This window comes from Gimesia sp. (assembly GCF_048262075.1).
In the GTDB taxonomy this organism is placed as follows: Bacteria; Planctomycetota; Planctomycetia; order Planctomycetales; family Planctomycetaceae; genus Gimesia.
In genome coordinates this window covers 363,246-381,451 of record NZ_JBLXFK010000004.1, presented here as the reverse complement: position 1 = coordinate 381,451, position 18,206 = coordinate 363,246, and the positions used below count along the sequence as shown (strand labels likewise).

Genomic DNA, 18,206 nt, shown 5'->3' with positions numbered 1-18,206 from the left:
ATGTCCCGCAAATCAATCATCATCATGGTGGTCCTGCTCATCGGGCTGGGGGCGTATTACCTCCTCTCCGATGCGCCGATCCCGGTGGATGTGACCATTGCTGAAACGGGTGAAGTCAAAGCCTTCATCGAAGAACGGGCCAAGACCAGCCTGCCCCGGATCTATCGCATCGCCATGCCTTTAAATGGCCGCGTGTTGCCTATCACCGTGGAAGAAGATGAAAAAGTTACTGAAGGCCAGATAGTGGCATCCATGGATACCTCCGACCTGGATGCAGAAGTGACCAAAGCCTGGTATCGCGTAGAACAGTTCGCGCGGAAAATCATCGAACAATCGGATACACGACTGGAAGATAACTCGCTGGTTCAGTTCGATGAATTCCTGAAGTCGATGGAGCTGACTGTTGAAGCTGCCAGCAAACAGCAGGATGCCAGCAAAGCCAAATGGCAGTATGCCCGGGATGAATTTGACCGCAAATACCAGCTCTTCAAGCAGAAAGCGTTATCAGAGAGTGAACTGAACGAAGCGGACCTGTTCAAAAAGCAGAGTGAAATTGACTATCAGAAAGACATTTTAACCTGGCGTTCCCTGCAGGCGATTCAGAGTGCCATGCAGATTGGCAAGATCTCAATTCTGAAATACAAAGAGAAAAAAGAACTCTCCACCGCGGTTCTGCAGGAAGAACAGAAAGAAGCACAGTCCCGGCTGGACCAACTGCTCCGCGACCAGAAACGGGCGACCATGCGCAGTCCGATCAATGGCACGATCCTGACGCGAAACTATTCCAACGAACGGACACTGGCCGCCGGCGACGTTTTGCTCGAAATCGGGCGTCTGCAGGATCTGGAAGTTGAGGTGGACGTCCTCTCTCAATATGTGGGGGACATACAGATTGGCTCGCGCGTTGACATTGAAGGTCCCGCGATTGGCAAGCAGTCCGTGCGAGGGAAAGTCAAACGGATCTATCCCAAAGGTTTCACCAAAGTCTCTTCACTGGGAGTCGAACAGCAGCGTGTGAAAGTGATCGTCAGCTTTGATCAGAGTCTGTGGAAGCAGTTGAAAGCCCAGCGGCGGAGCCTGGGCACCGATTATCGGGTCCGTGTCAAAATCTATACGGAGATCAAACAGGATGTCGTCAAAGTCTCCCGGTCGGCTCTGTTTCGTAATGCCTCCGGTCAGTGGCAGGCCTACGTGGTGCGCAACAACAAAGCGATTCTGACGGATGTCAAAACCGGAGTGATGAATGATTTTGACGCCGAAATTGAAAAAGGTATCCAGACAGGTGAGCGATTAATTATCGCCCCCAGTATGAACCTGCAGCCGGGACAGTCCGTCGAGCCGCAGGTCATCAGGGAGCTGTAAGAACCACTTCACTGTGGGTACCCGATTAAAATCCGGCGCCCGCGGCACTACTGATGGGAATCTGTCGCGGTTTTTCAGTGGCTGATTTTTCCAGCACGACACTCAGGATTCCATTCTGTACCGAGGCAGTCACTTTATCCGGATCAACGGACACTGGCATCGGAACCGAACGACGAAACTGGCCGGAAGGCCGCTCACTGACACGAACTGTCTGTCCGGCGGTGGTGGTCGTCCCTGTGCTGCGGCTACCTGTAATCGTCAGCATGTTGCCCGCTAAAGTGATGTTGATTTCTTCGGCTGTCACGCCCGGCAGATCAAAGGAAACCTGCACCTTCTCTTCCAGCTCCAGGATATCCACGCGAGGCAGCCAGACAGCTTCGTTTCCAAACAATCCCAGTTTATCCAGCGCGCGTTCCCCCTGCTCGACGGCGACACCCAGCAGTTTATCGAATTCAGAACGAAGTCGGTCAATGGAATTCGGATTGCTCGTCGATTCTGACTTGCGGCTCTGTTCAGGCTGTGACTCAGGCTGATGCTGGGGCTGTTCGCAGGCCGCTTCTTCTGTAGAAACATGCACGGGTTCAGGCTGTTGATCGTCCATCGACATCGCAATCTCCTCTCGAAAACTATTGGTCTCGTTTCGTTAAACTGTGTCCAGTTTTACTGTAGCGTCTCCAGGTCCATTTAGACCGAGTATATTTGATTGAGAGACGCTATGGCTAAATGTGATGCGCTTTAGAATATTCTGATCTTCTTAGAACAGATCGATTCTGACCTGCAGCAAATCAAACCGCTGCGGGTATTGTCGCATATCTAGTTCGCTCTGCCAGTGGAAATCTTGAGATTTTCCTGGCGAATAAATCAGACCGCGTAGAAAACACGTCAAAGTGTCGCGATTGAGAGCAGGGGCTGACTCAGCCTGACAGGCTTAAGCAAGCGGAAAAGCTATTGAGAAACGATTACTTCTCATCTTCGAGGGAACAGGAGCCGGCGGCGGACATCTGGTCGGCCTGTTTCTGTTTTTTGTCAGCGATCGAGCAGCCTCCGCATTCGGAACAGCCTTCCATACCGTCGAGGTTGGCTATACCACCACAGGAGCCTTTGATACAGCGATTGCTGAAGATTACGCCGACAGCCATTCCCAGAAAGGCCAAGGCAAAAATACCGAGGGCAAACAGAACTGTAGACATCATTTTTCGTTTACCTCTCCAAACAGGTGCTGCCACTGCGGGGAATATCGTTCCGTGAAACCGGTCTCGGCTTTCACAATAAAATAAGCGGCGATATTCCGCTCTGCACACCAATTATACCCCTTTTCGGGCCCTATTACCATCAGGCAAGTTGCGATGGCATCACAGTTCATGCAATTTTCTCCCACGACGGTCACCGAAGCCAGGGCATGTTTGACGGGACGACCTGTACGGGGATCAATCGTATGAGAATAGCTGACGCCATCCACTTCAAAAAAATTGCGATAGTTGCCAGAAGTGGCCATCGACAGATTATCCAGGGGAAAGACATGCTGCACGACCCGTTGATCGCTGAGCGGTTTCTCGATCCCGACGTTCCAGGGTTGTCCCTGCTGATTGATCCCGCGGGCCCGCATTTCGCCGCCGATTTCAACCAGGTAGTTCTGAATCGACTGTGATTCCAGATACGTGCCTACCTCATCGACGGCATAACCTTTGGCGATCGCCGACAGGTCGAGATACACGTCCGAAATCGTCTTCTGCAACGACATCGGATTATTTCGCGTCTGAATATGGTGATAACCGACACTCTTGCGCGCCGCTTCAATCTGACTGTTGTCCGGTATCGTTCTTTTTCCCGGATCAGGACCGAAGTGCCATAAATTGACCAGCGGTCCCACTGTCATGTCAAAGGCACCGTCACTCTCCTCGCTGAGCTTCAGCCCGGCGTCAACCACTTTCACCAGTGGGGTAGAAACCGGAAACCACTCATCCACGGTTGTCTGATTGAACTGTGACAGTTCCGAGGTTTTGATATATGTCGACATCTGCTGATTGATTTTTTTCAGCAGTTGATCGACGTCCTGCTGAACCTGATCTCTGTCTACAACATCAGCAGAGTCTGTGCAAATCGTAATATGATACGAGGTCCCCATGGTGGGTCCCTCGATCTGTAGTTTCTGCAGTGTCCTGGTAGCGGACGCATTCTGCTCGGATTGACAGGCCACGCCTGTCGCATATAACAGCAGCAACAGTGTGAGATGCCAAACAGAAACGGAGCTCGTCTTAACCGAAGTCATCGTATCTGATGTTCTCGGGTTCGACACCCAGATCATCCAGCATGTTTCGCACGGCGGAAAGCATCATTGGCGGACCACAGATGTAGTACTCGCAGTCTTCCGGTGCAGGATGTTTGCTCAGATATTCGTTGAGGAGGACCTGGTGGATGAACCCTTCCAGTCCGGTCCAGTTGTCTTCCGGCATCGGATCAGAGAGCGCAATGTGCATTTTGAAGTTCGGAAATTCTTTTTCAATCGCACGGAACTCATCTTCGTAGAACATTTCCCGCATGCTGCGGGCACCATACCAGTAAGAAACTTTTCGGTCGGTTTTACGTTCTTTGAACAGTTCGTAGATATGTGACCGCAGTGGCGCCATACCGGCACCACCACCGATGTAGATCATCTCGGCTTCGGTATCTGCGATGAAGAATTCCCCGTAAGGACCGGAAATCGTGACTTCATCACCGGGCTTCAAATTGAAGATATAGGAAGACATTTTACCGGGAGGCGTACCTTCAGGTGAGCGTGGTGGCGGGGAAGCGACACGCACGTTCAACATGATAATCCCTTTTTCGCCGGGATAGTTGGCCATTGAATAGGCGCGAATCGTTTCGTCATCTACTTTGGATTCGAAACGCCACAGGTTGAACTTATCCCAGTCCTCTTTGTATTCATCAGGAATATCGAATTCACTGTATTTCAGATGGTGAGGCGGTGCTTCGATCTGGATGAATCCACCGGCTTTGAAGGCAACGTCTTCACCTTCGGGTAATTCCAGGACCAGCTCTTTAATGAATGTAGCGACGTTGTCGTTAGATCGTACTTTGCAGACCCACTTTTTGGTTTCGAAGACTTCCGGCGGAACTTCGATATCCATGTCTGTCTTGACCGGCACCTGGCAGGAGAGGCGACAGCCTTCGCGGACTTCACGGTTATTGAAGTGGGAGCGTTCGGTTGGCAGAATGTCTCCGCCGCCATGCAGGACTTTCACTTCACACTGGGCACAGGTTCCGCCACCACCACAGGCCGAGGAAACAAAGATCTGATTTTCAGCCAGTGCGTTTAAAAGTTTTCCGCCCGCGGGGACTTCAATCTTTTTTTGCTCATTGACCGTGATCGTGATATTCCCGGAGGCAACCAGCTTCGATTTTGCAATCAGAATAATGGCGACCAGGGCAAGCACGATGCCCGTGAACATAATAACGCCAAAGAGAATTTCTATAACCATGATGAAACGTTGACCGCTCTAAAAAGTCAGTAATCTAGTGAAGTCTTACAGTTGGATACCGGAGAAGGCCATAAAGGCCATCGCCATCAGGCCCACGGTAATGAATGTAATACCCAGTCCGCGTAAACCCGGTGGTACATCACTGTATTTCATTTTTTCGCGAACGCCTGCAAGTGCCACAATCGCCAGTGCCCAGCCGACACCGGAACCAAAACCAAACACGCAGCTTTCAGGGAAATTGTAGTCTCGCTCGACCATAAACAGGGTTCCCCCCAGGATCGCACAGTTCACGGTAATCAGCGGGAGGAAAATTCCCAGTGAGTTATAAAGTGCCGGAAAGTAACGATCCAGAGTCATTTCCAGAATCTGCACCATCGCCGCAATCACGCCGATATAGCAGATCAATCCCACAAACGTCAGATCAACATTCGGATAACCGGCCCAGGCCAGCGCTCCTTTTTTCAGCAGATGCTGAAAGATGATATTATTGACGGGCACCGTGATGGTCTGAATCACAACCACTGCGATCCCCAACCCGAAGGCCGTTTTCACGTTTTTGGAAACCGCCAGGAAAGTACACATCCCGAGGAAGAAGGCTAAAGCCAGGTTTTCGACGAAGAGACATTTAATAAACAGGCTCAGATAATGTTCCAACATGTTATGCCTCCTCCATCTGATCGGTCTTCAGAGTTCTGAGAACCCAGATCATAAAACCGATAATAAAAAACGCGCTGGGGGGTAAGAGCATCAAACCGTTCGCTTCATACCAGCCACCATCACGACTTAGTGTCAAAAGTTGAACTCCAAACAGGCTGCCGGAACCAAACAGTTCGCGGAAGAACGCAACCAGAATCAGGACTGCCGAGTATCCCAGGCCGTTACCGATTCCATCCAGGAAGCTGATGCCGGGCTCATTTTTCATTGCAAAACCTTCAGCTCGTCCCATCACGATACAGTTGGTGATGATCAGCCCAACGAACACGGAGAGCTGCTTGCTGATTCCAAATGCGAAGGCTTTCAGGAACTGGTCGACCAGAATCACCAGCGACGCGATGATTGTCATCTGCACGATGATCCGGATGCTGCTGGGAATCTGCAGCCGTATCGAAGCGACCGCTGCATTGGAGCAGGCGGTCACCAGTGTCACGGCGATACTCATCACGACCGCGGTTTCCATCTTGGTAGTCACCGCCAACGCAGAACAGATTCCCAGAATCTGCAAAGCGATGGGATTGTTATTCAAAATGGGCCCGGTCAGGACATCTTTTTGTTTTGAATTCATTATTACTTTTCCTCCTTTTCTCGAACACTTTCGAGATAAGGCTTAAACCCTAAATCACCCAGCCAGAATTCCAGCAGGTGTGAGACGCCACGCGAGGTAATCGTTGCTCCGGACAGGCCATCTACTTCATGAATGGCATTGGGAGACTCCGGATTGACCGTTCCCTTGATCACTTCGAGATCAGGTTGAAAATCCTTCGAGTAGGCTTCTTTGCCAATCCATTGTGCTTTCCACTTGGGATTATCAACTTCTCCACCGAGCCCCGGTGTTTCGCCATGCTCATAGAAGGTCAAACCGGCGACTGTAGACAAGTCTGTTTCCAGCGCCAGAAAACCCCAGAGTGTCGACCAGAGACCTTTACCCCGAATCGGCAACACGTACTGAGACAGTTTTCCGTTTTCATCATTAATGAGATACACCCAGGAGTAATTTTCGCGGCGTTTGATCCCCGCCAGATCCTGTGCGGAATCCAGCTTCATGCTCATCTTGGGATTATCGGCGGCGGCCTTCTGATCATATTCCTGTGGATCAGGAAACAGGGCTTTATCGTCGGTGACAACTTCGCCGGTGTTCAAATCGACAATGATGCCTTTGACCCGCTCGTCGTAAATTTTTCTCACATCAGCTCCGTCCCCGGGCTTAATCAGGCCGGCTGCGGAGAGAATGTTTTTTTTACGCTCGTTTTCTTTATTCAGTTCCTGCTTGCTGCGCAGTCCGACCGCAGCCCCGGAAACGAGAATTGAGCAGGCCACACACAACGCGGCCGACACCATAAATGTGAATCCTATTGAATCACGCGACATTTCGCGCCAACCTTCTTTTAATGTTTGCTTGAACAACGTAGTAGTCAATCAGAGGTGCAAAGACATTCCCAAACAGAATGGCCAACATAATCCCCTCTGGATACGCCGGATTGACAACCCGAACCAGGATCGTCATACCACCAATCAAAATCCCATAATACCAGCGACCGGTATCGGTCATCGCTGCAGATACCGGATCGGTCGCCATAAAGACCAGACCAAAGGCCAGTCCTCCGACCACCAGATGCCATTGGGGAGGCATCGCGAACATGGCATTCGTATTACTGCCAATCATGTACAGCAGCAGTGAAAGTCCCATCGAACCCACGAGCACACCAGCCATCACCCGCCAGGATCCGATACCGGCCAGAATCAGGAAAATCGCGCCCAGCAGACAGGCAAATGTGGATGTTTCACCCATCGAACCCTGAATCTGTCCCATGAAGGCCTGCATCCAGGAGATTCCCAGACCGCCATCAGCGACAGAATTGGTAACGGCTTTCATACCCACTTCGGGAGTGGCGACTGCCATCTGTCCCAGTGAAGTGGCACCGCTGAAGCCATCGACGGCAGTCCAGACAGTGTCGCCCACGATCTGGGCCGGATAAGCGAAGTATAAAAACGCACGTGCGGTTAATGCAGGGTTGAGGAAGTTCTTACCGGTTCCCCCGAAGATTTCTTTTCCAACGACCACACCAAAACTGATCCCCAGTGCTACCTGCCAGAGTGGAATTGTGGGAGGCAGAGTCAGCGGAAACAGCATCCCGGTCACCAGGAAGCCTTCATTGATTTCATGCCGGCGAATGATACAGAACAGGCCTTCCCAGGCACCACCGACGGCCATACAGACAATATAGACTGGCAGGAAGTAAAGTGCACCATGAACCAGATTGGAAACCAGGCTGCTGGCTTCGGGAGCGATTCCGATCGCAGTCATGACAGAACCACGCCAGCCGGGTACGGTGTCGATTCCCATGGCGCTCATGGCTGCATTCGCCTGGTAGCCTGTATTATACAGCGCCATGAAGACACACGGGAGCAAAGCCACGATCACCATGCTCATCATGCGTTTCAGGTCGATCGAATCACGCACATGTGATGCTTCGTGGGTCACTTCACCCGGAGTATACAGAAACGTATCTTGCGCTTCATAGAGTGGGTAAAGCTTCTCGAACTTCCCCCCTTTATCGAAGAGGGGGTGTACTTTATCAAGAAGATTTCGTAACGGCTTCATTTCGTGGTTTATCTTTCTTGTTTGATGCCCCGAAACACAGTCTGCCAGGACACCACCGGCATTGACCATTTATCGATTGTCAAAAGAAGCTGAATGGCTTCCCGACTGACAACTGGGGTTTACGTCTTTCAATATCAATATTTTTTATCGATCAGGCAAACAGTTATTTTTTCATCTGAAAGCCAGCAACATCCGATCCTGATGCCCCTTCCCGGGGAGATCCGGACTTAGCCTTCAACTTCAATTGTGGTCAAACTCTTACGCAATAAAGATCCGTAGTTGTATTTGCCCGGACAGACAAAGGTGCACAACGACAGGTCTTCTTCATCAAGCTCCAGGCAACCCAGCTGTTTTGCCTGCTCGGTATCATCTGTAATCAAAGCACGCAGGAGAAATGTTGGCAGGATATCCAGAGGCATTACTTTTTCATAAGTCCCGATGGGAATCATGGCTCGTTTGCTGCCTTCGGTAGATGTGGTGAACGCAACTTTTTTGCCCTGTCCGATCCAGGAGGACGCGAACACGGGAACGACAGAATACTTGTTAAAGCCGGGCCCCATCCATCCCAGGAAGTCCCGATGATCCCCTTCTTTGAGTGCAGTCACCTGTAATGCATAACGTCCCAGATAAGCAAACGGGCCTTCCGCTGTACGACCGGAAAGAGCGGAACCGGATATCAGGCGATCATTTTCGCCTTCCAGGTTGTCTGCGGTCAGATCGGCAATATTGGCACCGATGACTGTTCTGACCAGTTTTGGCTCTTTCACAACGGGACCGGCTATCGAGATCACACGTTCAGAGGAGAGCTTTCCGGTGGCAAACAGTTTTCCAATCGCAATCACGTCCTGGTAGTTAATGTACCAGACGGTTTTCTTTTCGCTGACAGGATCCAGGAAGTGAATGTGTGTGCCAACCAGTCCTGCAGGATGGGGGCCGCCAAATTCTTCAACGGTCACAAAATCCTGCTCGACTCCAGGCAGATTCGTTCCGGGAGCTTTACAGAGGAACAGTTTGCCTGCAGTTAAAGACTTTAAAACCTGTAAACCCTGCGTAAATGCCCGTGGCTCTTCACTCAATACCACTTCGGGAGGTGGTGCCAGCGGGTTGGTGTCGATGGCAGTGACAAAAATGGAGTGCGGCGTGGTTTCCGGAGAAGGCACACGGCTGTAAGGTCGGGTGCGCAGACTGGACCACAGACCGGATTTCAGCAGATTCTCCTGTACCTGTTCGCGTGTCAGGCTAGTGAGATCGCTTTCGCCGTACGAAGTGAAAGTTTCTTCTTCGTCACCTTCCACTTCGATGACCATCGACTGAAAGACTCGTTTGGCACCACGATTAATTTCGGTTATTTTCCCGGCAACCGGCGCTGTATAGAGCACGCCTTCGGTCTTTTTATCGCTGAAAAGCAACTGGCCTTTTTTGACGGTGTCGCCCACTTCAACCAGCAGCGTGGGTTTCATCCCGATATAATCAGGGCCAATCAGAGCAACTGATCGAACTACCGGCCCGTTTTCGATCAAAGCAGAAGGCTCGCCTGCAATTGGCAGATCCAGCCCTTTTTTAATAGTAATCATTGAATTATGAACCTGAATATCACGAGTTTTCTCGTTTGACTCGCCTGATGTGGTTTAATAAACCATCTGAACGCTGCTCAAAACACGACAGACATTCTGAAGTTCTCTGCATTTTTATAGGCGCAACACGTCTCGTTGCCCAAGAATTCGCGGCTATTTTACACAGATCCCCCCTTTTTTGTAGTGAAAGCAAGGTACAAAATAGATCATTTTCGATTCTGCATCAGAATATTTCGATTCATAGTTTAAACTCACAACTTTTACTTTCATTCCCATTAGTGAGAACCGGTAAGAGGACCGCCTATTTCTCCCATCCACAGAACCCACCGGGTATTCAGACCACACTCAGGAGTCTCGTAGTCTGTATAAAAAAACCACCTGAAAACATCAGCGCTTTCAGGTGGTGGGTAACTGCGATTTGTTCTTACTTTTTAATTCGGCTTACAGTTCCAGCAACTTTACATTCTTATACCAGACTTTGTGCCCATGATCCTGAAATCCCAGGTAACCTTTACGGGGGAAGTCTTTGACGGCGTCTTTAAACTTGTGATCTGAACCATCGAGCCTTTTACCCGGTTCGGTCCACTCGTCTGCATTCAGCTTGGCAACAACCTCACCATTGACGGCAACGCTGACATGCGGCCCTTTGCAGGTGATCTCGATATTCGTCCACTCACCCGGCTTGCTGGCACGATTGACCGCAGGAGCAACCAGGTCGTAGATTGCACCGAAATCGTGCATGCCAGTCCCCTCTCCCGTGAGCACCTGCGCTTCAAAACCGGTCTGAACCGGATTTTTCAGGTCACCCACCCGGAAGAAAATCCCCGAATTACATTCTTCGGGCATCTTCACATCACATTTGAATTTGAAATCGGCGAAGGGCTTGTTGTACACAATCAGGTAACCGCCTGATTTGTAAGGCACCAGGGCACCATCTTCAATCGGAGCGGCAATTGGTTTGCCGTTATTGCATTTCCAGCCTGAATAATCTTTGCCGTTGAACAGCAACTTCCAGCCCGCTTCCTTTTCGGCAGTAGTCAGGGTGTTGTCGGAACCAGTACTGCCCGTATCTGCCAGATCCAGCTTCGCCAGCTTGGCGTGTGCCTGTTTTTCTGCTTTTTCATAGACACTGGCCAGTGTGACTTCGGCTCCCCCCTGGCGTTTACTTTCATCGGCGGCTTCCATGAAGCTGTAAATCTCGAGCGTTTCCTCGGGACTGACGGGCGCTTTGCCGGAACGGAAAAACTTCGCAATCTCTACCAGCAGAGGCTTATATCCATCGTATCCACCTACTGCAACTTCACCATTCTTGCCCACAGCGGTTCCGCCATAACCTTTGGGGGTCCCTTTACGGACACCAGCGAAATGACCTTCCCGTCCGCCAGCCCACTTGCCGGCCACTTCATCACGGTCGGCGTTACTGACGGTGCGTGTTACAGACTGACAGCCTGGTCCCATCACGGTAAACAGCGTTTCGACGCCATGAATTCCGTACCAGAACAGATCCGGGTGCGTTGCTTCCAGGGAGCAGGGACTGTGAGTACTGCACTTGGTAATCTTGCCTTCTTCTCCATTCCTCAGACGCTGTGCGCCTTTCGCAAACCGCAATGATGATGAAGAAAACATCGGCGTATCATACTTCTTAGACAGTTCATACAACGCGATGGCATCTACCAGCGAACCGGCAACAGGCTTATCAATGAAGACAGGCTTGCCAGCCTGAAATACGGGAATCGCCTGTTCGAGGTGAGGACGACCATCATTGGTCTCCAGAAAAACCACATCCACTTTTTTCAACAGCTCATCGATGGAAGGCACGATTTCCACACCCATCTCTTTGACCTGTTCGATATATCCGGGAACCCGGTCTACGCTGGATGCGATATCCGGACTGCCTTTAGGGTAAGCAGCGACCACACGGATGCCCGCCAGATCCCCTGCGGGAGTCCCCGTATTCAGCATTTTCGTAAACGCGATAGCATGTGAAGTATCCAGGCCAATGATACCGGCCTTCAGCTCTTTTTTTGCTTCAGCGGCAATTAACGGTCCTGAACAGACGACTGCCAGCAAGAGCAATGTAAATAACGATCGGCTCAACAGCCGCATGATAGATCCTGAGTTCATAATGTTCCTCAATCAAGTGTGACAGGTTAGCGGTCAGGGAAACTGGCAGGTAAAACAGACTTGTACTATATAATGTATAGGCGAGCCGGCTCTCGATTTCCTTATGAATGTTTATAAATTCGATTATTGCAGACTCAAGGCAGCAAATGCAATCAAACAAGCCGACAGTGGGGGAAAAATCCCTGTTTCTCCCTGCCAGATGCGGTTCGCTCCACTCGGCCCGAAAGATCAGTCGGCGTAATCTTTGCCGTTCAAACTATCGACGACCGACTGTTGCCAGCCAGTTAAAGCAGCTTTCATCTTCTTCAGCCTCTGGGGGTCCACCTGGGACAGATCCTGTTTTTCAGCAGGGTCTTTCGCCAGATCATAGAGTGTATATTTGGGTTTCCCCTGTTTGGTTTCCATTTTCAACAGTTTGAAATCGCCATCCACCAGAGCAGCAGCGCCCGGCAGTTCGTTTTTGGAATAGTGTGTCTCCAGGCTGCTGGCGTCTGCATCGGGGGCAGGCCCTTCAGGGTTCGGTTGCCCTGGTGTCTGCTGCTTCTGCAGCGCCAGTAAAATATCGGTACTGCGTTTGGGATGCCCTTTCGCCGGGTAGGTCCAGAAGCCCATCGGCTGGTCTCGCGCTGTCATCTGACCTTCGATTAAGGGCAGCAGACTGACTCCATCCAACTGAGGCTGATGTGAAACCCTGGCTCCGGTAATTGCCAGCACGGTGGGATAAATATCTATCGTTCCACAGGGCACATTCGAGACATCCGGCTTTTTGATGACAGCAGGCCACTCAATAATAGAAGGTACGCGGATGCCCCCTTCCCAGAGGTTCCCTTTCCAGCCAGCTAACCCGCCGGTCGCCTGTGAGCGTGCTGCTTCGGTTTTGAACTGCGGAGGCCGCGGTCCATTATCGCTGGTAAACCAGAGCAGCGTATTTTCCGCCAGACCCAGATCTCTGAGCTGACCTCGTAAATGGCCCATGGCCCGATCTACGCCGCTGATCTCACCAAAATAGTTTTGAAAGTTAGGTTTCTGGTCCGGATAGAGCTCTTTCAGTTCGGAAACCGCTTCGTGAGGTGTATGCGGATTTCCAAACCAGATTACCGCCAGAAACGGCTTTTTGTCTTTGTCAGACTGTTTGATGAAATCCAATGCCGCGTCGACGGTCACACGCGAGCTCTCCCCTTTGAGCTGTTTGACAACCCCATTGTGGCTCATATAGGGATCGTTTTCGTAAAAATTAGGGCTGGAGACCCATTCATCAAACCCACTGTTACCGGGAGAGACCGGGCTGTTAGCCTGAACAGAACCCAGGTGCCATTTCCCGAAATGACCGGTAGTATAACCAACCGATTTCACCGCTTCGGCGACGGTGACCTCTTGTGGCCTGAGAGTATGCCCCCAACTGAAGCAGGCAAAGCGGTTGGGGTGTCTGCCCGTCAGGAAGCTGCCGCGCGTGGGTGAACAGACGGGAGCAGCCGCGTAAAAGCGGTCCAGTCGCAGGCTGTTGGCAGCCATCTCATCCAGGTGGGGTGTCTTCAGGATGGGATGTCCCATAAAGCCGGTTTCGCCCCAGCCCTGGTCATCAGTCATACACAAGATGATATTCGGTCGTGTGGATTGCTCCTCCGCTGCATGTAGCACGGAACCCAGTCCCATTAAAGTGCAAACCAGCAGGAGAGTGGTGAATCGAAGTTGAAATTTCATTCCAGGCCTCGGAGATGATCTTGTTTCACGGAAAACAGGCAGGACATAACCATTTCATCCTGTCCCAAATCAAGAGGGGCGCCAAGGAATTTTGGTCCCTGCAACGGGAATTTCCTGAAAGTTCCTGAGACGTAGTCCCGCTAGCGGGTATGCGACGGTCTGTCGCGGGCCAACAGAAATTCACAGCATCATTATGGATATACAGCATCATTATGGATATACAGCATCATTATGGATATACGGTCTCTTTCCCCCTTAAATAGGGCTAACAGGAGACTGTTTTGACCGCTTCTTGATTGCATCACTCCGGTCTGCTCGGCTATACTTCCCGGTGTGCAGCTGACCTTCTTCTGACCTGACTTCGTGTGCTCCCTGTCAAAGCAGGATCGTGTTGCGTCCGGAGGCAATGATTGAGGAGCGACTCCCGCGTAACTCCTGGCCATCCGAATCGACGTCATCCCTACAACAAACCAGAACAGAGGAACACACACCAGTATGAATCCGGCAAAACACAACGGTCCTTATTTTGTCGGCGTCGATATTGGTGGAACGAATGTCAAAGTCGGCATCGTGGATGATACGGGAAAGTCCCTGGCCTTCTGTAAAACGAAAACAGAAGTCGACAAAGGCGTGCAAGCCGGGCTGAAAAATATCTACCAGGCCATCACGGATGTGCTTTCAGACTGTCAGTTTACGATGGACGACATCCAGGCCATCGGGATTGCCACTCCGGGAACTCAAGACATCCCCGGCGGTAAACTGGTTGATCCTCCCAATCTGCCGACCTGGAAAGGTTTTCCGATCCGCCAGACCGTCAGTGATCATTATTCCGGAAAAAAGACGATCTATCAAAATGATGCCAACGCCGCTGCTTACGGTGAATACTGGATTGGCGGAGCCCGTGATGCACGCAGCCTGGTACTCTGGACTCTGGGCACGGGCGTTGGTTGTGGTATTATTATAGATGAGATGATTATTGAAGGCCGTCACTCCCACGGGGGAGAATGCGGGCATATGATTATTCAGATGACGAACGGGCGATTGTGTGATTCGGGACAATATGGAACCCTGGAAGCATACTCGGGCGGCAAATCGCTGGTACGTCACTGTCAGGAGCTATTGGATACAGGCCACAACTCACTGCTCCACTCGATGATCGAAGGGGGAAAGAAACTGACCCCTCTGCTGATCTCACAGGCGGCTGAACAGGAGGACGAACTGGCACTGGAATTGATCATGGAATCGGCAATGTGCCTGGGTGTCGGAACAACTACACTCATGCATACGATTGACCCGGACATGATCCTGTTTGGCGGTGCGGTCACGTTCGGGGGCAGGGACACCGAGCTCGGACAACGCTTCATGCAGCGAATTCGAGAAGAAGCCAGACATCGTGCCTTCAAGGTCCCCTACGAAAACACCATTATCGACTTTGCGGAACTTGGCTCCGATGCCGGTTACATCGGTGTCGCCGGCTGTGCCCGGCTGGCCTGTCGCAAAGCAGAAGCGAATGATAAAAACTGATCCGGACCGAACTGTCCCGGATTGTCTTTCATAAGAATACGAGATTCCAGCTATGTCTACAGAGACCCGTCTGATTCGAAACTTTTCGATCGTCGCTCACATCGATCATGGAAAGAGTACGCTCGCCGATCAGTTGCTGCTGCAAACCGGCGCCATCACGGCCCGCGAATTCAAAGCACAGATCCTGGACGACCTGCAGATTGAGAAGGAACGCGGGATCACCGTGAAAGCACGCACGGTTGTGATTTACCATGAATACAAAGGAGAGAAGTACGAACTCAACCTGATCGACACGCCTGGCCACGTGGATTTTCACTACGAAGTCTCCCGCAGTCTCGCGGCCTGTGAAGGGGCGCTGCTGCTGGTGGATGCCTTCCAGGGTGTGCAGGCACAGACCGTGGCGAACGCCTATGCCAGCATCAACGCTAACCTGACGATCATTCCGGTAGTCAATAAGATTGACCTGCCTGTGGTGCGCATTGAAGAAGTGCTGGAAGAAGTCGAAACCGTAATCGGCCTGGATCCTTCCGAAGCGCTGATGGTCAGCGCCAAAACCGGCCTGGGCGTGCCGGGAGTTCTGGACGCGATCGTCGAACGCATTCCACCCCCCGATGGTCTGGCAGATGCTCCACTGAAGGCACTGGTATTTGACAGCAAGTACGACCACTATCGCGGCGTGGTCACCTATGTCCGTGTAGTTCAGGGAACGATCGAAAAAGGGCAGACCGTTGTGCTCATGCGGGGTGGTACGAAGTTGGATATTATCGACATCGGCCAGTTCACCCCTCACATGAAAGCCGTCAAATCACTGGGGCCGGGACAGGTAGGTTACCTCGTCAGTGGTGCGAAAGAACTCGACAATGTGCACGTGGGAGATACGATCAGCAATCCCCGGAACCTGGCAGACGCACCACTCCCCGGTTATCAGAAACCGCAACAGATGGTTTTTTGCGGCATGTACCCGATTGAAGCGACCGACTTTGAAAAGCTGCGGGATGAGTTATCGAAACTGAGCCTGAATGATGCCAGCTTCAGCTTCGTCCCGGAAACCAGTGATGCGCTGGGCTTCGGCTTCCGCTGTGGCTTTCTGGGTATGCTGCATATGGAAATCATTCAGCAGCGCCTGGAGCAGGAATTCAATATCGACCTGCTGCAGACCGCACCGAACGTGACCTACGAAATCCAGGAACAGAGTGGCGAAATTCTGCTCATCGATAATCCGCAGGATGTCCCCGATGCCAGCCGCATCAACGAATTCCGCGAACCGATCGCGCTGGTCACCTTTATCCTGCCGGCTGAGAACATCGGCACGATGATGCAGTTGTGTGCAGATCGGCGTGGAATCTACAAGAACACCGAGTACCTCGGAACGAATCGTGCGCAGCTGATCTACGAATTGCCTCTCGCTGAAATTGTGTACGATATGTACGACCGTCTGAAGAGTGCGACCCGCGGTTATGGAACAATGGATTATGAAATCCTCGGCTTCCGCCCGGCTGACCTCGTGAAGATGGACATCCTCGTCAAAAGCGAAAAAGTCGACGCGTTATCGACCATCGTGCATCGCTCGCAATCGGAACGCCGCGGACGTGCCCTGGTAAAACGCCTCAAGGAAGAGATCTCCAAGCATCAGTTTGAAATCCCGATCCAGGCCGCCATCGGCGGAAAGATCATTGCTCGCGAAACGATTAAGGCCCTGCGTAAAAATGTCACCGCGAAATGTTATGGCGGTGATATCACTCGTAAGCGAAAATTGTGGGAAAAACAGAAAGAGGGCAAGAAGCGGCTCAAGCAGTTCGGACAGGTCGAAATTCCACAGAAGGCGTTTCTGGCCGTGCTTGACGCCACCAAGGATGAATGACCTGTGTCGTACCAACAGTTCACTTCACCTGCCCGGTAATTTACTCTACCTCATCGAGCAGTTCTTCGAGTTCTTTCGTGCAGGCTTTCATGGAAATGACGGCCTGCTCGAAGTTTGTATGCAGGGAAGCTTCTGGCGCGTCAATGGCAAACTGGTCGGTCGCTTTGCGGAGCTTACTGATTTTCTTCCGCAGCATCTTCAGGTAAGCATCGGGATCATCGACGCGTGTCTCCAGAGCCCGTGATGCATCGAACACAGCCCGGACAATGTGGATTAACTCCGGGAAGTCTTCCACTTCTTCACTGTGTTTGACAAACGTCCGCACCATCCAGGCATGCGACAGAATAATCTGGCTGCGTTCAACAGCCTGCTCTTTACTTAAAGACATCTCGCATCACAATCCTGATATTCAACTGCGTTTTTCAAAGGCACGAGAAGCAACACGCGGAAACGTATGTTCGTGCGCTACGCCTTGAAAATTAACGCTTCGCGGAATCAGTTGCAAGAGTCGGGTTTGAAAGTCTCGGCCTGAAACCGTTTCCCAATCAAATCGACTGTGTGAAATCGTCGCCGTTGTAGTACTCATAAAACAGGCGGCCAATCTCGTCGCTTAAGCGTGAGAGATATTCTTTCTTGAACTTGGAGAACGTAATTTCCGAAGTCGCACGGGGTGCCCGGAGCGGATAGAACGAGGTAATTTCCTTACTGTAAAGTTTTTCGCCTTCCCCATCCTCATCCATTTCATAAACAGTGACCATGCCTTCCGCACGGCCGCGGTAGAGGTCGGAACTGTTTTCCTCGTACAGACTGTATTTATGCAGTTCGACATGAATCACGTAAGTCACGTCAAATGCTTCGCCGATTTCTTCTGGTTTATCCCAGTCGGGATTCTCATCCAGCCAGGCACGAATCCGATCCGGATTCACGACTTTGACGCCGTGACTGTGCAGTCGGAACGTGGTGTACTTCGCCAGATCGTTGTGAATCCCGTCAAAATTATACTGCAGTTCGAGCGGTGCATAACAGACGATGGCAACCGTCACGTCTTTACCCGTCAACGACTTCTGTGTCTGGGCATCAAAGTCAGGCTCAATGGAAGGGGGACCACCAATCAGATAACCGATGAGAATAAAATAATTACAGCCTGTCAGTGTCGTGCAGAGTATGCAAACCAGCGCCAGTTTCGTGATGGTCTGAAAAAACTGTTTCACGACAGCTTGTTGATACGAAAATATTGTCATCGTGTGATCCTTCACAACTCC

General features: G+C 51.4%; 16 protein-coding genes. 3 read left to right on the top strand and 13 right to left on the bottom strand.

Annotated elements, in window-relative coordinates:
• Positions 1–1,362, top strand: a complete 1,362-nt coding sequence (locus tag ACN0YH_RS11220) for an efflux RND transporter periplasmic adaptor subunit (protein WP_417379661.1) — start codon at positions 1–3, stop codon at positions 1,360–1,362.
• A 25-nt stretch (positions 1,363–1,387) separates the two neighbouring features.
• Here ACN0YH_RS11220 and ACN0YH_RS11215 read toward each other — a convergent pair whose 3' ends face one another.
• The 11 genes from ACN0YH_RS11215 to ACN0YH_RS11165 form a co-directional block, all read right to left on the bottom strand.
• On the bottom strand, positions 1,388–1,969 hold the full coding sequence (locus ACN0YH_RS11215) for an Hsp20/alpha crystallin family protein (RefSeq protein WP_417379660.1): 582 nt from the start codon (positions 1,967–1,969) through the stop codon (positions 1,388–1,390).
• A 352-nt stretch (positions 1,970–2,321) separates the two neighbouring features.
• Positions 2,322–2,555 carry a (Na+)-NQR maturation NqrM gene (gene nqrM, locus ACN0YH_RS11210; protein ID WP_417379659.1) on the bottom strand — a complete coding sequence of 78 codons (234 nt, stop codon included), beginning with the start codon at positions 2,553–2,555 and terminating at the stop codon, positions 2,322–2,324.
• A complete protein-coding gene (locus tag ACN0YH_RS11205; RefSeq protein ID WP_417379658.1) occupies positions 2,552–3,658 on the bottom strand; it encodes an FAD:protein FMN transferase in 1,107 nt (368 codons plus the stop codon). Before ACN0YH_RS11205 ends, nqrM begins: the two co-directional genes overlap by 4 nt.
• Positions 3,618–4,841: an NADH:ubiquinone reductase (Na(+)-transporting) subunit F gene (gene nqrF, locus ACN0YH_RS11200; protein WP_417379657.1), complete on the bottom strand. Its 1,224-nt coding sequence runs from the start codon at positions 4,839–4,841 to the stop codon at positions 3,618–3,620. Before nqrF ends, ACN0YH_RS11205 begins: the two co-directional genes overlap by 41 nt.
• A gap of 45 nt (positions 4,842–4,886) precedes the next feature.
• Entirely contained in the window at positions 4,887–5,495 is a 609-nt protein-coding gene (nqrE, locus tag ACN0YH_RS11195) for an NADH:ubiquinone reductase (Na(+)-transporting) subunit E (RefSeq protein WP_044238765.1), read from the bottom strand.
• Between the two features lie 4 nt (positions 5,496–5,499).
• Positions 5,500–6,123 carry an NADH:ubiquinone reductase (Na(+)-transporting) subunit D gene (locus tag ACN0YH_RS11190; RefSeq protein WP_278443692.1) on the bottom strand — a complete coding sequence of 208 codons (624 nt, stop codon included), beginning with the start codon at positions 6,121–6,123 and terminating at the stop codon, positions 5,500–5,502.
• 2 nt (positions 6,124–6,125) lie between these two features.
• Complete coding sequence (locus ACN0YH_RS11185; RefSeq protein WP_417379656.1) at positions 6,126–6,926, bottom strand: Na(+)-translocating NADH-quinone reductase subunit C; 801 nt, start codon at positions 6,924–6,926, stop codon at positions 6,126–6,128.
• Positions 6,916–8,160 carry an NADH:ubiquinone reductase (Na(+)-transporting) subunit B gene (locus tag ACN0YH_RS11180; RefSeq protein ID WP_417379655.1) on the bottom strand — a complete coding sequence of 415 codons (1,245 nt, stop codon included), beginning with the start codon at positions 8,158–8,160 and terminating at the stop codon, positions 6,916–6,918. Before ACN0YH_RS11180 ends, ACN0YH_RS11185 begins: the two co-directional genes overlap by 11 nt.
• Positions 8,161–8,387: 227 nt before the next feature.
• On the bottom strand, positions 8,388–9,734 hold the full coding sequence (locus ACN0YH_RS11175) for a Na(+)-translocating NADH-quinone reductase subunit A (RefSeq protein WP_417379654.1): 1,347 nt from the start codon (positions 9,732–9,734) through the stop codon (positions 8,388–8,390).
• Positions 9,735–10,175: 441 nt separating this feature from the next.
• On the bottom strand, positions 10,176–11,858 hold the full coding sequence (locus ACN0YH_RS11170; protein ID WP_417379653.1) for a family 16 glycoside hydrolase: 1,683 nt from the start codon (positions 11,856–11,858) through the stop codon (positions 10,176–10,178).
• Between the two features lie 228 nt (positions 11,859–12,086).
• Entirely contained in the window at positions 12,087–13,559 is a 1,473-nt protein-coding gene (locus tag ACN0YH_RS11165) for a sulfatase-like hydrolase/transferase (protein WP_417379652.1), read from the bottom strand.
• Between the two features lie 495 nt (positions 13,560–14,054).
• Here ACN0YH_RS11165 and ACN0YH_RS11160 point away from each other — a divergent pair, with 495 nt between their 5' ends.
• Positions 14,055–15,083, top strand: coding sequence for an ROK family protein (locus tag ACN0YH_RS11160; RefSeq protein ID WP_417379651.1), 1,029 nt, complete (start codon positions 14,055–14,057; stop codon positions 15,081–15,083).
• 52 nt (positions 15,084–15,135) lie between these two features.
• On the top strand, positions 15,136–16,944 hold the full coding sequence (gene lepA / locus ACN0YH_RS11155; protein WP_417379650.1) for a translation elongation factor 4: 1,809 nt from the start codon (positions 15,136–15,138) through the stop codon (positions 16,942–16,944).
• A 40-nt stretch (positions 16,945–16,984) separates the two neighbouring features.
• Here lepA and ACN0YH_RS11150 read toward each other — a convergent pair whose 3' ends face one another.
• Both ACN0YH_RS11150 and ACN0YH_RS11145 read right to left on the bottom strand, forming a co-directional pair.
• On the bottom strand, positions 16,985–17,332 hold the full coding sequence (locus ACN0YH_RS11150; RefSeq protein ID WP_417379649.1) for an amidohydrolase: 348 nt from the start codon (positions 17,330–17,332) through the stop codon (positions 16,985–16,987).
• 157 nt (positions 17,333–17,489) lie between these two features.
• Entirely contained in the window at positions 17,490–18,185 is a 696-nt protein-coding gene (locus ACN0YH_RS11145) for a hypothetical protein (protein WP_417379648.1), read from the bottom strand.
• Between the last annotated feature and the right edge of the window lie 21 nt (positions 18,186–18,206).

Bases quoted from the DNA above. Each gene is read 5' to 3' on its own strand.
- ACN0YH_RS11220 (WP_417379661.1), top strand. From the start codon at position 1: ATGTCCCGCAAATCAATCATCATCATGGTGGTCCTGCTCATCGGGCTG.
- ACN0YH_RS11215 (WP_417379660.1), bottom strand. From the start codon at position 1,969: ATGTCGATGGACGATCAACAGCCTGAACCCGTGCATGTTTCTACAGAA.
- nqrM (WP_417379659.1), bottom strand. From the start codon at position 2,555: ATGATGTCTACAGTTCTGTTTGCCCTCGGTATTTTTGCCTTGGCCTTT.
- nqrF (WP_417379657.1), bottom strand. From the start codon at position 4,841: ATGGTTATAGAAATTCTCTTTGGCGTTATTATGTTCACGGGCATCGTG.
- ACN0YH_RS11190 (WP_278443692.1), bottom strand. From the start codon at position 6,123: ATGAATTCAAAACAAAAAGATGTCCTGACCGGGCCCATTTTGAATAAC.
- ACN0YH_RS11185 (WP_417379656.1), bottom strand. From the start codon at position 6,926: ATGTCGCGTGATTCAATAGGATTCACATTTATGGTGTCGGCCGCGTTG.
- ACN0YH_RS11180 (WP_417379655.1), bottom strand. From the start codon at position 8,160: ATGAAGCCGTTACGAAATCTTCTTGATAAAGTACACCCCCTCTTCGAT.
- ACN0YH_RS11175 (WP_417379654.1), bottom strand. From the start codon at position 9,734: ATGATTACTATTAAAAAAGGGCTGGATCTGCCAATTGCAGGCGAGCCT.
- ACN0YH_RS11170 (WP_417379653.1), bottom strand. From the start codon at position 11,858: ATGAACTCAGGATCTATCATGCGGCTGTTGAGCCGATCGTTATTTACA.
- ACN0YH_RS11165 (WP_417379652.1), bottom strand. From the start codon at position 13,559: ATGAAATTTCAACTTCGATTCACCACTCTCCTGCTGGTTTGCACTTTA.
- ACN0YH_RS11160 (WP_417379651.1), top strand. From the start codon at position 14,055: ATGAATCCGGCAAAACACAACGGTCCTTATTTTGTCGGCGTCGATATT.
- lepA (WP_417379650.1), top strand. From the start codon at position 15,136: ATGTCTACAGAGACCCGTCTGATTCGAAACTTTTCGATCGTCGCTCAC.
- ACN0YH_RS11150 (WP_417379649.1), bottom strand. From the start codon at position 17,332: ATGTCTTTAAGTAAAGAGCAGGCTGTTGAACGCAGCCAGATTATTCTG.
- ACN0YH_RS11145 (WP_417379648.1), bottom strand. From the start codon at position 18,185: ATGACAATATTTTCGTATCAACAAGCTGTCGTGAAACAGTTTTTTCAG.